The organism is Haloplanus sp. GCM10025708 (assembly GCF_042663985.1).
Taxonomy (GTDB): Archaea; Halobacteriota; Halobacteria; order Halobacteriales; family Haloferacaceae; genus Salinirarus; species Salinirarus marinus.
Map to the genome: position 1 here is coordinate 820,977 of NZ_JBHSZA010000011.1, position 13,309 is coordinate 834,285.

General features: G+C 65.3%; 9 protein-coding genes and 5 pseudogenes. 6 read left to right on the top strand and 8 right to left on the bottom strand.

Going from position 1 to position 13,309, the window contains the following annotated elements; all coding sequences use genetic code 11:
• Positions 1 to 148: 148 nt before the first annotated feature.
• The 3 genes and pseudogenes from ACFQJD_RS07640 to ACFQJD_RS07650 all read left to right on the top strand — a co-directional run.
• Positions 149 to 1,180: a PAS domain S-box protein gene (locus ACFQJD_RS07640; RefSeq protein ID WP_379797311.1), complete on the top strand. Its 1,032-nt coding sequence runs from the start codon at positions 149 to 151 to the stop codon at positions 1,178 to 1,180.
• Entirely contained in the window at positions 1,081 to 1,752 is a 672-nt protein-coding gene (locus ACFQJD_RS07645; protein WP_379800446.1) for a PAS domain-containing protein, read from the top strand. The genes ACFQJD_RS07640 and ACFQJD_RS07645 overlap by 100 nt, the downstream gene beginning before the upstream one ends.
• A pseudogene (locus ACFQJD_RS07650) lies at positions 1,677 to 2,308 on the top strand (sensor histidine kinase); the annotation flags it as partial. The gene ACFQJD_RS07645 and the pseudogene ACFQJD_RS07650, both read left to right, overlap by 76 nt.
• Before the next feature lie 44 nt (positions 2,309 to 2,352).
• On the opposite strand, the pseudogene ACFQJD_RS07655 reads toward ACFQJD_RS07650, so the two are convergent.
• From ACFQJD_RS07655 to ACFQJD_RS07665, 3 genes and pseudogenes are all read right to left on the bottom strand, one after another.
• Positions 2,353 to 4,709: pseudogene (locus tag ACFQJD_RS07655) on the bottom strand (heavy metal translocating P-type ATPase).
• Between the two features lie 123 nt (positions 4,710 to 4,832).
• A pseudogene (locus tag ACFQJD_RS07660) lies at positions 4,833 to 5,572 on the bottom strand (helix-turn-helix domain-containing protein).
• Between the two features lie 103 nt (positions 5,573 to 5,675).
• A complete protein-coding gene (locus ACFQJD_RS07665) occupies positions 5,676 to 6,281 on the bottom strand; it encodes a helix-turn-helix domain-containing protein (RefSeq protein WP_379797313.1) in 606 nt (201 codons plus the stop codon).
• A 134-nt stretch (positions 6,282 to 6,415) separates the two neighbouring features.
• Here ACFQJD_RS07665 and ACFQJD_RS07670 point away from each other — a divergent pair, with 134 nt between their 5' ends.
• Complete coding sequence (locus ACFQJD_RS07670; protein ID WP_379797315.1) at positions 6,416 to 7,006, top strand: methyltransferase family protein; 591 nt, start codon at positions 6,416 to 6,418, stop codon at positions 7,004 to 7,006.
• Between the two features lie 82 nt (positions 7,007 to 7,088).
• Here ACFQJD_RS07670 and ACFQJD_RS07675 read toward each other — a convergent pair.
• The 3 genes and pseudogenes from ACFQJD_RS07675 to ACFQJD_RS07685 form a co-directional block, all read right to left on the bottom strand.
• Positions 7,089 to 9,117: pseudogene (locus ACFQJD_RS07675) on the bottom strand (copper-translocating P-type ATPase).
• A gap of 385 nt (positions 9,118 to 9,502) precedes the next feature.
• Positions 9,503 to 9,778, bottom strand: a complete 276-nt coding sequence (locus ACFQJD_RS07680; protein WP_379797317.1) for a DUF7521 family protein — start codon at positions 9,776 to 9,778, stop codon at positions 9,503 to 9,505.
• A gap of 3 nt (positions 9,779 to 9,781) precedes the next feature.
• The gene (locus ACFQJD_RS07685; protein ID WP_379797319.1) at positions 9,782 to 10,132 is read right to left on the bottom strand and encodes an ArsR/SmtB family transcription factor; all 351 of its coding nucleotides are present in this window, start codon (positions 10,130 to 10,132) and stop codon (positions 9,782 to 9,784) included.
• Between the two features lie 114 nt (positions 10,133 to 10,246).
• On the opposite strand from ACFQJD_RS07685, the gene ACFQJD_RS07690 reads away from it, so the two are divergent.
• Both ACFQJD_RS07690 and ACFQJD_RS07695 read left to right on the top strand, forming a co-directional pair.
• Complete coding sequence (locus ACFQJD_RS07690) at positions 10,247 to 10,813, top strand: DoxX family protein (protein WP_379797320.1); 567 nt, start codon at positions 10,247 to 10,249, stop codon at positions 10,811 to 10,813.
• A 111-nt stretch (positions 10,814 to 10,924) separates the two neighbouring features.
• Positions 10,925 to 11,236, top strand: a complete 312-nt coding sequence (locus tag ACFQJD_RS07695) for an SHOCT domain-containing protein (protein ID WP_379797323.1) — start codon at positions 10,925 to 10,927, stop codon at positions 11,234 to 11,236.
• Positions 11,237 to 11,250: 14 nt separating this feature from the next.
• Here the strand turns inward: ACFQJD_RS07695 and ACFQJD_RS07700 are convergent, their stop codons facing one another.
• Together ACFQJD_RS07700 and ACFQJD_RS07705 are read right to left on the bottom strand one after the other, a co-directional pair.
• Positions 11,251 to 11,700, bottom strand: a complete 450-nt coding sequence (locus ACFQJD_RS07700) for a universal stress protein (RefSeq protein ID WP_379797325.1) — start codon at positions 11,698 to 11,700, stop codon at positions 11,251 to 11,253.
• A 156-nt stretch (positions 11,701 to 11,856) separates the two neighbouring features.
• Positions 11,857 to 13,241, bottom strand: a pseudogene (locus ACFQJD_RS07705) (permease).
• Positions 13,242 to 13,309 lie beyond the last annotated feature (68 nt).

Here is a 13,309-nt window from a genome sequence, read left to right on the forward strand (position 1 = left end):
GGGCGGGGATTTCGAGGCGTTTCGAACGCCGGCGGATTACTCCCGGGCCTCTCTCGATACGACCGTCGAGCGTAGCCAGTACGTTTTTACACGCGAGCGCCGTCGGTTACGTAAGCGATCGCCACACTGCGGCTACAGAAGCCCCCTCATGATAACCGACGCTTCGATTCGCGTCCTTCACGTCGACGACGAGCCCGCCTTCGCGGACATGGTGGCACAGTTCCTCCAGCGCGAAGACGGCCGGATCGACGTCGACACGGCGACGAGCGCGACCGCCGGACTGGATCGCCTCGAAGAAACCGATGTCGACTGCGTCGTCTCCGACTACGAGATGCCCGCGCAAAACGGGATCGAGTTTCTGGAAGCCGTCCGTGAATCACACTCCGACCTCCCGTTTATCCTGTTCACCGGGAAGGGGAGCGAGGAGATCGCCAGCGACGCGATCTCTGCCGGCGTGACGGATTACCTCCAGAAGAAAGGCGGGACCAGTCAGTACGCGCTCCTCGCGCATCGGATCGAAAACGCCGTCGAACAGTACCGGTCACGGCGCGAGATCGAAGCCAGCCAGGAACGCCTCGCGCTGTTTTTCGAACAGTCACCGCTCGGGGCGATCGAATGGAACGAGGAGTTCGAAGTCGTTCGCCTCAACGACACCGCCGAGGAGATCCTCGGATACGCTCAGGAGGAACTGCTCGGGAGTCCCTGGGAACGAATCGTTCCCGATCCCGATCGCGACGACGTGACGGAGATCACGGCAGACCTCCTCGCGGACGACGGCGGCTACCACAGCGTGAACGAAAACGTGACCAAGGCGGGCGAACGGATCATCTGCGAGTGGCACAATCGCGTCATCACCGACGAGACGGGCGACGTCGTGACCATCTTCTCCAAATTCCAGGACATCACCGAACGCGAGGAACGCCGGAGGAAACTCCGCCGAGAGCGCGCGTTCACCGAGCAGGCGCTCGACGCCCTCGACGACCTCTTTTACGTGCTCGACACGGACGGTCGTCTCAGTCGGTGGAACGAACGCGTCGAAGCGGTCACCGGCCGAACCGGCGCGGAGCTGACGGAACGAACATACTCGACCTCTTCCCCGAGGCGGAACGGGACCGTCTCTCGAACGCCGTCGAGACGGCCCTGGAGACGGGGAGCGTCACGGTCGAAGCCGACCTCGTGACGGCCGACGGTACTCGTATCCCCCACGAGTTCACCGGGCGGCGGCTCAGCGGTCCCGACGGGGATTTTCTCGGACTCGTCGGCGTCGGCCGTGACCTCTCCGAGCGAAAAGAGCACGAACGGGCGCTCGAACGCGTTCACGACCTCCTCGACAAAACCGAACGCATCGCCGACGTGGGCGGCTGGGAGATCGACACGAGCACGATGGACGTCTTCTGGACGGAGCATCTGTTCGACATCCTCCAGGTGGAGTACGACGAGGAACCGCCGCTGGACGAGGCCCTCGACGTCTACCACGAGGACGACCGGTCGATCGTCGAAAACGCCATCGAGGAGGCACTCGCCACCGGCGAGCCGTTCGACGTGGAAGTTCGGTTCGTGACGCCGGCCGACGAGGTTCGGTGGCTCCGCGTGAAGGGGCTGCCGGCGACGGAAGACGGGACGGTCGTGACGCTCCGCGGTGCGGTCCAGGACATCACCGACCGGAAGCGTTACGAGCGAACGCTGAACGGCAGAACGACCGCCTCGACGAGTTCGCCAGCGTCGTCTCACACGACCTTCGGAATCCGTTGAACGCCGCGACCGGACATCTCGAGCTGGCGCGCGAGGACTGCGAGAGCGACCACCTCGACACGGTCGTTCGAGCGCACGAACGGATGAACGTGCTCATCGACGACCTCCTGACGCTCGCGCGCGAGGGCGAGGCCATCAGTGACACGGAGCCCGTGGACGTGGGCGATCTCGCCCGCGCCTGCTGGGAGAACGTCGCTACCGCGGAGGCGACGCTCGACAGCTCCATCGAGGGGAAATCCGGGCCGACGGGAGTCGTCTCCGGCAGTTGCTGGAGAACCTCCTCCGGAACGCGATCGAGCACGGCGGCGACGACGTGGCGGTTACGGTCGGCGGACTCGCTGACGGCTTCTACGTCGAGGACGACGGCGTCGGCGTTCCGGAGGCGGACCGCGAGACCGTGTTCGAGGCGGGCTATTCGACGCGAGAGGACGGAACGGGGTTCGGGCTCGCGATCGTCGAGCGAGTGGCCGACGCACACGACTGGAACGTCCGCATGACCGAGAGCGCTGCCGGCGGCGCTCGATTCGAGATCACGGGCGTCGAGGCCGACGGTTAGCGGCGTCGGAGACAGACGGCGGCTCCGTGCCACGCCGAGCGGCCTCAGACGTCGAGGGACGGGTCGGGTTTCAACCGTGACAGCCGCATCGCGTTCCCGGTCACGCTGAGACTCATCCCCATGTCCCCGACCACGACCGCCAGCGCGACGCTCACCAGCCCCAGCGGGACGCCGATCGCGAGCAGCGCCTTCACGCCGAGGCTCGCCCAGATGTTCTGTCGGATCACGCTGTTTGCCTCGTGTGACAGCGCGTACAGGTACGGGAGCTTTCCGATGTCGTCGCCCATCAACGCGATGTCGGCGGTTTCGAGGGCCGTATCGGTCCCCGCCGCGCCCATCGCGATCCCGACGTCGGCGGTCGCCAGCGCGGGCGCGTCGTTGATGCCGTCGCCGACCATGGCGACGTCGCCGTACTCCGCTTGCAGCGCCTCCACGGCGTCGACTTTCTCGCCCGGCAGCAGGTCGGCGCGGTACTCGTCGACGCCGACGCGCTCGGCGATCGCACGGGCCGTCCCCTCGTTGTCGCCGGTCAGCATCACGACGTGCGCGACGCCGAGGTCGTGCAGTCGCTCGACCGCCCGCGCGGCCGCCGGCCGCACCTCGTCGGCGACGGCGATGACGCCGACCAGCGCGGTGTCGGTCCCGACGAGGACCACCGTCTTCCCCTCGTCCTCGAACCGCGCGATCGTCCCGTTTTCGAGGTCGGCACAGTCCTCTCGCGCACACCGCTCGTGGGCGACCTCGGCGACCGTCCCGCCGTCGGGACGGAGGTGGGCGTGTGACAGGTCGAAGCCCAACTCCTCGAAGAGCGCCGGCTTGCCGACGTAGTACGTCTCGCCGCCGACGTCGGCCCGGACTCCTCCCGGTGACGCTCTCGAACTCGTCGACGCTCGGGACGCCGTCGAGTGCCGCCGTTTCGGCGCGGTCGAGGATCGCTTCGGCGATGGGGTGTTCGCTCCGCCGCTCCAGTGCGGCCGCGTGGCGGAGCACCTCCGCTTCGGTCGCTCCGCCGAGCGGCACGACGTCCGTGACCGCGAGTTCGCCCCTGGTGAGCGTCCCCGTCTTGTCGATGGCGACGGCGTCCACCTCGCCCATCGCTTCGAGGTGGTTGCCGCCCTTGATGAGGACGCCGTTTTTGGCGGCGCTGGTGATGCCCGACACGACGGAGACGGGCGTCGAGATGACGAACGCGCACGGACACGCGATGACGAGTAGCGTGAGCCCGCGGATGAACCACGTCTGCCAGCCCCCGGCGAACGTGTGCGTGAAGCCGGCGACGCCGACGGTGGCACCGCCGTCGATGAGCAACGGCGGGAGCGTGGCAGTCAGGATCGCCAGGACGACGACCGTCGGCGTGTAGTACCCGGCGAAGCGGTCGACGAACTGCTCTTTCTCGGTCTTGTTCTCCTGTGCGCCCTGCACCATCTCGATGATCTGCGACAGCGTCGACTCGGAGGCCGTCGCGTCGGCCTCGAACTCGAGGTAGCCCTCCTCGTTGATGCTGCCGGCGTACACTTCGTCGCCGACGCTCTTGTCGACGGGCACGCTTTCGCCCGTGATCGGGGACTCGTCGACCGCGCTCCCGCCGTCGACGACCGTCCCGTCGAGCGGAATCTTCTCGCCGGGGCGGACGAGGACCGTCTCGCCGACGTCGACCTCGTCGGCCGGGACGGTCACCTCCGCTCCGTCTCGGCGGACGGTGGCCTCGTCGGGCGACAGCTCCATCAGTTCGCGCAGCGAGTCCCGCGCCCTGTCCATCGCATACTCTTCGAGGAGTTCCGCGACGCTGAACAGGACGGCCAGCGTCGCGGCCTCGACGAAGTAGCCGATGCCGGTCGCGGCGATGATCGCCGTCCCCATCAGGAGGTCGATGTCGAGGCTCAGGTTCTTCGCCGAGTAGTAGCCACCGCGGACGACCGGGTAGCCGCTGGTGACGATCGCGACGAGGAACAGGCCGTCCGCGAGGTGGAGGGTGGTCGAGGACGCTCGCGATCGCGGGGTTCTGTCCCGTGAGGACGAACTCGAAGAGGAGGCCGACGACCACGAACGCCGCGCCGATCCACGTCTTGACGGCGCGGGAACTCGTCCAGATCTCGGCCGGCGGCGCGACCTCGTCACCCGACGAACTCTCGGCGTCGTCGCCGCGGTCGACGACTTCGTAGCCCGCGTTCTCGACGGCCGCGACGATGTCGGCCTCGGTGGCGCGGTCGGCGTCGTACGTCACCGTCGCCGTGCCGGTCGTCGGCTGGGGGTGTGAATCCATCACGCCGTCGACTCGCCGGAGGCTCTTGTCGACCTTCTGTGCACAGGACGGACAGTCCATCTCCGGAACGGTAAGCCGGACGGACCGCTCTCGTGTCCGTTCGCCGTCGCCGCCCCGTGCGTCACTCACGTCGGTCATGGCTACGGGTAGGGGGACCGTTCCGATAAGCCTTCGTTGGAATGTTCCAACGCCGATCGACGTTCGCCCGCGGACGGCGACGGGACAGTCGCGCCGACCCGGCAGTCGCGCCGACCCGTCGAACTAGCGCGTGTACGCGCTCCGCGCGTTCGGGCCGCGAGAGACGCGTTCTTTCGCCAACTGCTCTTCCGCTCGCCGGAGCCGATAGGCGAGCGTCGACCGCGGTACGTCCAGGTGGTCGGCGAGTTCGCCCGCGTCGATTTCGCGGGGTGACTCGTAGTAGCCGTGTTCGACCGCGGCCCGAAGCGCGGCCTCCTGTTCGGGGACATTCCGTCCGGTTCGCCGCCGCTCCCGCTAGTCGGCGTGTCCGTCGTCCGCAGCATCTCCATCCGGGCGCAGTCGCCGACCGCCGCTTCGAGGTCGTCGAAAAACGCCGCCACGTCGCCCTCGCCGGAGTGAATGACCCGCCACGTGTAGTGACGGCCCTCGTGACGCGTCTCGAACAGCACGCCCTCTCCGAAATGGTCGCGAGCGATGTGGGGGACGGACGAACAGTCGGGGGTGCGCACCCAGTAGGAGTAGAGGACGAGCGCCTCGTCGGTGTGGTCGAGCACCTCCGTGGTCTGTGTGGCACCGCAGTCCTCGTTCGTGAGGCAGTCGGCGTAGTAGTCGGCCGTGAGAAAGGCGTCCTCGATGTCGTCGAGGGAGTCGGACGGTCCCGTGGCGTGGTCGACTCGCCAGAGGCGGTCGGCGGTGGCGTGCAGCGAGAGCGAGCGGATCCGGGCGTCCGGGTAGTCGGCGAGGGTGTCCGCCACCCTGTTGCATCCGGGCTCGTATTCGAGGGCGAAGACGAGTTCGCGCATACGTTCCGGTACGCGCTTCCCGGACATAACACGTTGGCTCGGGAGCGGGCTGACCGGCCGGGTAGCCCGGACTCTGCGACCGGGCCGCCCGTCCCGCTCCGGGCTACCGGCCGAGGATCTGCCGCATGACCGTCGCTTCGGCTTTTCTGAGATGTTCGGCTGCGGTGCTCGGAGCGACGCCGAGGTCGGCGGCCACGTCCGACACGCTGCCGTCGCGCGGCGAGTCGTAATAGCCGCACTCGACGGCGGCGGCGACGGCCTCCCGCTGCCGGTCGGTGAGTCGGGAAGCCGCCGATCCGACCCGTCGTCGGTACGGCCCGATCGAACGCACGTCCGCCCGCATGCTGTCGGGCAATTCCTCGACGGCGGCGTTGACGTCCGCGGGCGTCCCCACCAGCGTCAGGTCGGTCGTTCCGTCGGGGTTGAACCTGACCGGCGGGATCACCACCAGCGTCCCCCGGGCGAACGCGTCGATGTACCCCTCGTCGGACTCCGTCGCCCGCTCGCGCACGCAGCAGTAGAACACGCCGTTCGAAGCCGGGGTGAGGCTGTACGAGATCGTCGCGTCCCGCGACTCCAGTTTCGCACCGAACGGATCCGGATCGCCGCGAACCCGGAACACGAACGTGTTCGTGTCGTCGAGAACCATGTTCCAGTGGCGTAGCTCCGCGCGCTCGATGCGCTCGTGTTCCATCTCGAAGGCGTGCATCGGATGGTGCGTTCCGGGGCGTGATGGATGCGCAGGTGCGCGTACTTCATCGGCCGCTCGTTGGAGGCGTATAAATAAAAACCTCGTTCGTGAGGCAGCACCGACTCCTCGGATCACGGACAACGTCGTTCTGTATGACACCGACACGACTCGCGTTCGGGGCCGGACTCCTGTCGGCCGCCGGCGTGTACGTGCTCGTTCTCGGAACGCTGTCGACCGATCACGAGTGGTGGCCGCCCGGCGACAGAACGCCGGCCTACTACTGCCACTGGACGCTCGTGGCCGTCTTCGACGTCTCCCTCGTCGCCACCGCCGTCCTCGACTGGGGCGAGTGGGGGCTGTTCAGTCCCGTCGCGCTCGCGGGCGGCGGCGTCCTCGTCTGTCTCGGCACCGCCGTGTTCGTGTGGGGTGCACGGACGATGCGCTCGGCCGAGACGATGGGCGTAACGGGCGACCTCTACACGGAGGGACCTTACGCCTACACCCGGAATCCACAGTATCTCGGCATGATAGTCGGCGTGACCGGATTCGCCGTCGTCGCCGATTCGGCGCTCGTGGCGGCGCTCGCCGCGGCCCACGTCGGGTGGGTCCTGCTCTTGCCCCGTGCCGAGGAACCTCACTTGCGTGCGGAGTTCGGCGACGCGTACGACCGCTACGCCGCGCGGGTCCCGCGTTTCGTCGGCCTGCGGACGATCCGACGGGCGGTCGCGTCGAGCGAATCCTGACCGCCCGTCCGTACCGCCTCCGCGTTCGTGGCCCGTGTCCGTTCGTCGACACCCTTTCGACGGCGTTCGTACCGACGTCCGGTCACACGGTACCCGGGCTTCTCTCGGTGGATCGACGTCCCGATTCGGATACGCCCGGAAGCGACGAGAGTTCCAAATCCGCCCGGCGGAGAAACTGGGCGTTAATCGCCACGATCACCGTCGAGAGCGACATCAACAGCGCGCCCACCGCCGGCGAGAGCAGGATGCCGAACGGAGCCAGCACGCCAGCGGCGAGTGGAATGGCGAAGACGTTGTACCCAGCCGCCCAGACGAGGTTCTCCTGCATCTTCCGATAGCTCGCCTTGCTCAGCTTCACGAGCCGAACCACGTCCGTCGGGTCGTTCTGCACGAGGACGATGTCCGCCGACTGCACCGCGACGTCCGTCCCGGAGCCGATCGCGATGCCGATGTCGGCCCGGGTGAGCGCCGGGGCGTCGTTCACGCCGTCACCCACCATCGCCACGAGGCTCCCCTGCTCTTGCAGCTCCTGGATCTTTTCGTCCTTGTCCTCGGGAAGGACCTCGGCGAACACTGTGTCGATGCCGAGTTCGTCGGCGACCGCGTCGGCGACGTCCTCGGAGTCCCCGGTGAGCATCGCTACTTCGATTCCGAGTCCGTGGAGCGCGTCGACGACGTGGTAGCTCTCCTCTCGTATCACGTCCGCCAGGGCGAACGCCGCGACGAGCTCGCCCTCGCGGAGGAGGTACACCACCGTGTGTGCGTTCTCGCCGGAACGCTCGGCGAACGTTCGAAGTTCGTCGGGAACCTCGCTCTCCACGGTCGAAAGCAGGTTCGGCCCGCCGACGTGGACGGTTTGCCCGTCGACGCGCGCCCGAACTCCCCGTCCCTTGATCGCCTCGAAGTCGGTCGCTCGGGGGTGGCGACGTCGCGTTCGTCGGCCGCTTCGCGGATGGCCTCGGCGATCATGTGCTCGGAGTCGGCCTCGACGGCCGCCGCCAACCCCAGCGCCTCTTCCTCGGTGACGCCCTCGACGGTCTCGGTGTCGACGACGCCCTGCTCGCCCTCGGTGAGCGTCCCGGTCTTGTCGAAGACGATCACGTCGAGCTCCCGGGCCTGTTCCATGGCGATCCGGTCCCGGACGAGCATGCCGTTCCGTGCGGCGAGGGAGGTGTTGATGGCGACGACCAGGGGGATTGCGAGCCCGAGCGCGTGCGGACACGCGATGACCAGCACCGTGACCACGCGTTCGATCACCGTCACGTCGAACGTCGTGGCGGCAGTCCAGGCGATCGCCGTCACGATGGCGGATGCGACCGCCACGTAGAACAGCCAGCCGGCCGCTCGATCGGCGAACATCTGCGTCTTCGACTTGCTCTGCTGGGCCTCTTCGACGAGTCGCACGATCCCGGCCAGCGTGGTGTCGTCGCCGGTCGCGGCGATTCGGACGCGGAGGCTCCCGTCACCGTTGACCGTCCCGCCGATCACCTCGTCGCCCGGCTCCTTCGAGACCGGCTTGGACTCACCGGTGATCATCGCCTCGTTCACGTCGGAGTCGCCCTCCTCGACGACGCCGTCGGCAGGGATGCTCGCCCCCGGCCGGACGAGGACGAGGTCGCCCTCCTCGAGGTCACTTACGGGAACCTCCTCGGTGTCACCGTCGCCGGTGATTCGTTCAGCGGTGTCCGGCATCAGTTTCGCCAGTTCGTCGAGCGCGCTCGAGGCCCGCCGGACCGACCGCATCTCGATCCAATGGCCCAACAGCATGATGTCGACGAGCGTCACCAGTTCCCAGAAGAACGCCGACTGCGTCGGGAACACGACGCTCGCAGGCTGTAGACGAACGCGACGGTGATCGCCATGGAGATGAGCGTCATCATCCCGGGCGAGCGATCTCGCAACTCGGGGACAGCCATCTTCAGGAAGGGAATCCCACCGTAGGCGAACACGACCACTGCGAAGACCGGATTGATCCATTCGCTGCCGGGGAAGGTCGGGACGGAGAAGCCCAGCCAGTCCTGAAGCGTTGGGCTGTAGAGGAGGACGGGGATCGAGAGTAGCGTCGAGACGAAAAAGCGCCGGCGGAACATCTGCTCGTGGCCCTCGTGCATCCCGCCGTGACCGTCATGGCCGTCGTGCTGACTGTGCGTGCCGTGATGATCTTCGCGGGGCGGCTGGGGTTCAGCCTCCGTTTCGAGGAGCGATTGCTCACTCCGCCCCTCGGTGTGCGACTCGTCGTGCCCGTCCTGTGTGTCCTCGCCGTGATGCATATGATCTGTCTCGTCGGTCGCGTTTTGGGGGTCGTCGTCCATTATCGAGCAAATGACTTCGAGGGCGCTTTAACGTGGAGGTCACTTCGAGTCGACACACTCACTGAACAGGCTGGCATCCTACGGAACGTTCGCGAGATCGAGAACGAATCGCACAGAAGCGTTTCTCAAGCCCCGACCGGACAGCCCTCGTAGACCTCGCTGCACCGACGACACCGTCCTGAATTCAGGGATTGGGAGCGTAGAGGGCGTAGAGGATAGACAGCATCCCGACTGCGGTGACGAGTGCTGCGACGAATCCCGCTTCGAAGATCGACACCTGGAAGACTTCGAAGAGGACGCCTTCGAGGAGACCGCCAAGCCCGACCAGCGCGAAGCCGCCGGCGACGTACAGGAGTAACTGCGTGTGATGCCGTTGGTATCCGCGATAGGCCTGGTACGCGATGACCAGCGCTAACGCGGTCGTGAACAGTTTAGCGATGACGAATAGCGTGTGTTCCATGAGTCAGTCCCCCCGCATCTCCTCGAAGATGGACGTGATCCGGTCGGCGGGGTCCGGCCGGACGTCGATCTGGACGTCGAATCCCTCGGCCTGGAGGAGGACTTCGATGCGTTCGAGACGTGCCTCGTACTCGCTGTAATGCCGGCCGCCGGGATCGACGTGCGTGTACTCCTCGAGGAGGCCTTGCTCGACGAGGCGGCTGACGCGTCGGGAGACAGTTGGGCGTGACATGTCGCATTCCTCGCTGAGTGCTTTCGCGGACAGCCGTTCCGTCTTCGTCGCCACGAGGATGTCGCGGGCGTACTCGTCGTCGAGCGTGGCGAAGACCTCCGGCGGGTCGGGCTCCTCGGTCACACGCACCTACTCGTGACAGGATCGTAATATAGCCCGCCGATTTTCTGACTCAGAACGCCGGCTCGCTGTTATATCGTCTCTCCCCGCCTACTGATAGTTGAAGGTGCAATAATTATGTCCACACTCGACTCCGGCATGAACCAGCTCGAGAGCAGAATCGGCGGCCTGACCGTCGGCGGGAAGGTCCACAGTCTCAGCGCGTGGTTCGTGCTCGCGCTCCGCCTCATGATGGGCGTCGCATTCCTGAACGCAGGTCTGAGTAAGCTACTCAGCGCGGAGCCGTTCAGCGCGTACGGCTATCTGACGAACGCGGTGCCGGCGAACGGCGGCCCGTTCGTCGAGCAGTTCCTCTGGATGGCCGGGAGCCCGGCGTTTCTCGCGTTCGTGGATGTCGCCGTGCCGTACGGTCAGGTCGCGATTGGTCTCGGCCTCCTCGTCGGCGCGTTCGTCCGCCTCGCGGCGTTCTTCGGGGCGCTCATGATGGCAATGTTCTACGTCGCCAACTGGGATGTCGCTCACGGACTCATCAACGGGGACTTCGCGTACATGCTCGTGTTCCTCGCGGTCGCCGCGTTCGCTGGAGGCCGCATCCTCGGGTTCGACCAGTACATCGAACAGTACGAGGTTGGCGGCGAGGCGCTCGTCGAGCGCTACCCCGTCCTCGAATACATCCTCGGCTAACCACGCCAAACCTTTGGGAGTACAACAATGCAAAATCCAATTCAAGCACGCGGGATTCGTTCTCTAGGACTCATCGTCGTCGGAGCACTTACTCTGGCCGTCGTCGCCGGAATGGCGCTAACGGACGCGACCGTCCCAGATGCAATGATGTGGGGGTGGCACGACGGTATGTGGAACGACGGCCACATGGTCGGATGGAGTGGCTGGGGCTGGGGGATGATGCTGTTCGGTTTCCTGTGGATGGCACTCCTCGTCGCCCTCCCGGTTTATCTCGTCTACTGGCTGGCAACGCGATCACAATCGGATGGCTCCCCCGAGGATAGCGCACTCGCCGTCCTCCAAGAGCGGTACGCCCGTGGCGAGATCGACGACGAGGAATTCGACCGCCGTCGCGCCCGTCTCACACCGGACGATGGACGGTAGTGAACAGCTGTTCCCTACTCGCTGACTTCAGTTTTCACGACGGTTGTCGGACGAGTCGTCAATCGGAGGACGCGGTCGGTGACACTTCCGAGCAGCGCACGATATTCGTCCGGCCGGCGTTTGGTACCGAGTACGAGGAGATCCGCGTCACAGTCGTCTGCGTGATCCACGATAGTCTCAGCGGGGCGGCCATGTTGCATCGACATCTCGACATCGACATCGGTCTCTGAGGCTCGACGTCGGAGTTCGGAAAGCGTCTCCTCGCCGTGTTCTTCGAGGCCGTGTTCAGGACCTTCGGCCTCGTCGACGTACTCGTCCCCGCTGTACGCAGTCACGACATCCTCGTCGACGACGTAGAGCACGTGAAGGACTGCGTTGTGGGCGGCTGCGAGCTCAAGTGCGTGCGATTCAGCCTCCTCAGACGCGACAGTTCCATCGGTCGACAGGAGAATTCGGTCGTACATTCAGTCGATATTCAAAGGCGGGTACCATAAATTCGGCTTCCAATTCCCTCCGATCGAGAGTCACAGTAGCGTGTTCACTAAGGCCGCGTCTGCGGATGTGTCCATGTCCGAACGAAGTACACTATTGAAAGCTCTGAACCCTCGGCGAGATGTCCGTCAGTGGTCGTGGCCCTCCATCACCATCGGGTGGCCGGTGGCGTATTCGCCTGGATTCTCTTCGAAAGTCTCCTTACAGGTCTGCGAGCAGAAGTAGTACGTCTCGTCGTCATGTGTCGCCGCTGGCTCGCTGTCGTCGGTCCGCATCCCACAGACGGGGTCGCGGTACTGGCCAGGCGCACCGAGGCCGCGACGGTACACGTACAGGAGGAACCCGGAGAGCGCGAAGGCGATGAGGTTGAGGTAGAACGTGTAGTTGAGCTCGAAGTACGTCTGCTCGGTCGCCGTCTCGCCACCCGCCAGATCTGGAACGATGCCGAGCGCGTCGAACAGCAGTTCCATGAGGAAGCCGGTGAACGCCATCGTGACGAAGAAGACGCCGAGGATGTACAGCATGACCTTCCAGCCGTAGTACTTTCGGTAGACGTTCAAGACGGGAATCGTGATGAGGTCGGCGTAGACGAACGCAATGACGCCGGCGAAACTGATGCCCCCGCCCCAGAGTGCGACCGCGAACGGGACGTTGCCCATGCTGCCGACGAAACTGACGACAGCGATGGCGACACCCATAATCGCGTTCTCGGCAGTCACGAGCAGACCATCCCTTGGATGAACAGGGTGTTCCAGACCCACTGGGGGACGAAGACGATGACGAACCCCGAGATGAGGAAACCGGCGATGACGTCCTTCCAGATCATCGACCACTCCTTGCGGTACTGGTTCCCGACCTTGTACCAGCCACCCCACGAGAGTAGTTCCTCACGCCACCCGCCACGGCTCGACGTCTCCTGCAGGTACGTCTCCATACAGCCCTCTGAGCAAAATTTGAGCGTTTCACCGCCGTCAGTCGTGAGGGTGTACTCGTTTTTCCCCTCCATCCCACAGGTTGGGTCTTCGGTGACGCCTGATTCGCGGTCGCGCTCGTTGAGCGTCTCTCGGACCTCGTCGAAGAGATTCTCCGGGAGGGTGAGGTGGACGATGACGGACATGACGGCGATGAGAATGAGCCCGCCGAGTAACTCTGCGACCAGGAACTCCCAGCCGAGCAGAATCAGAATCATCAACCCGAGTTCGACGATGAGGTTCGTCGACGCGAACATAAACGCGAGAAAGTTGACCGCGTGCGCTCCCTTCTTGAACAGCCCCTTCCCGATGGCGACAGCGCCGAAACTGCAGCCACTACTGGCCGCGCCGAACGCAGTCGCCTTGGTGAGTCCACTCAAATCACCATCGCCCAGCACCTGTGCCATTCGCTCCTTGGAGACGTACACCTGAACGAGGCTCGTGATCGTGAGACCCATGATGATCGCCCACGCCGCGGTCCAGAGGAAGCCCACACCGATGCGTAGAGCTTCGAAGATGCCATCAATCATCGTCGCCACCATAGGTACCATTCCAAGCGGATCATCTATTGCAGTTTTCCTTCAGATAGTTCGGGTCAGAACCGTGGTGG

Coding starts and splice junctions, on each gene's coding strand:
- ACFQJD_RS07640 (WP_379797311.1), top strand. CDS start 149: ATGATAACCGACGCTTCGATTCGCGTCCTTCACGTCGACGACGAGCCC.
- ACFQJD_RS07665 (WP_379797313.1), bottom strand. CDS start 6,281: ATGCACGCCTTCGAGATGGAACACGAGCGCATCGAGCGCGCGGAGCTA.
- ACFQJD_RS07670 (WP_379797315.1), top strand. CDS start 6,416: ATGACACCGACACGACTCGCGTTCGGGGCCGGACTCCTGTCGGCCGCC.
- ACFQJD_RS07680 (WP_379797317.1), bottom strand. CDS start 9,778: ATGGAACACACGCTATTCGTCATCGCTAAACTGTTCACGACCGCGTTA.
- ACFQJD_RS07690 (WP_379797320.1), top strand. CDS start 10,247: ATGTCCACACTCGACTCCGGCATGAACCAGCTCGAGAGCAGAATCGGC.
- ACFQJD_RS07695 (WP_379797323.1), top strand. CDS start 10,925: ATGGCGCTAACGGACGCGACCGTCCCAGATGCAATGATGTGGGGGTGG.
- ACFQJD_RS07700 (WP_379797325.1), bottom strand. CDS start 11,700: ATGTACGACCGAATTCTCCTGTCGACCGATGGAACTGTCGCGTCTGAG.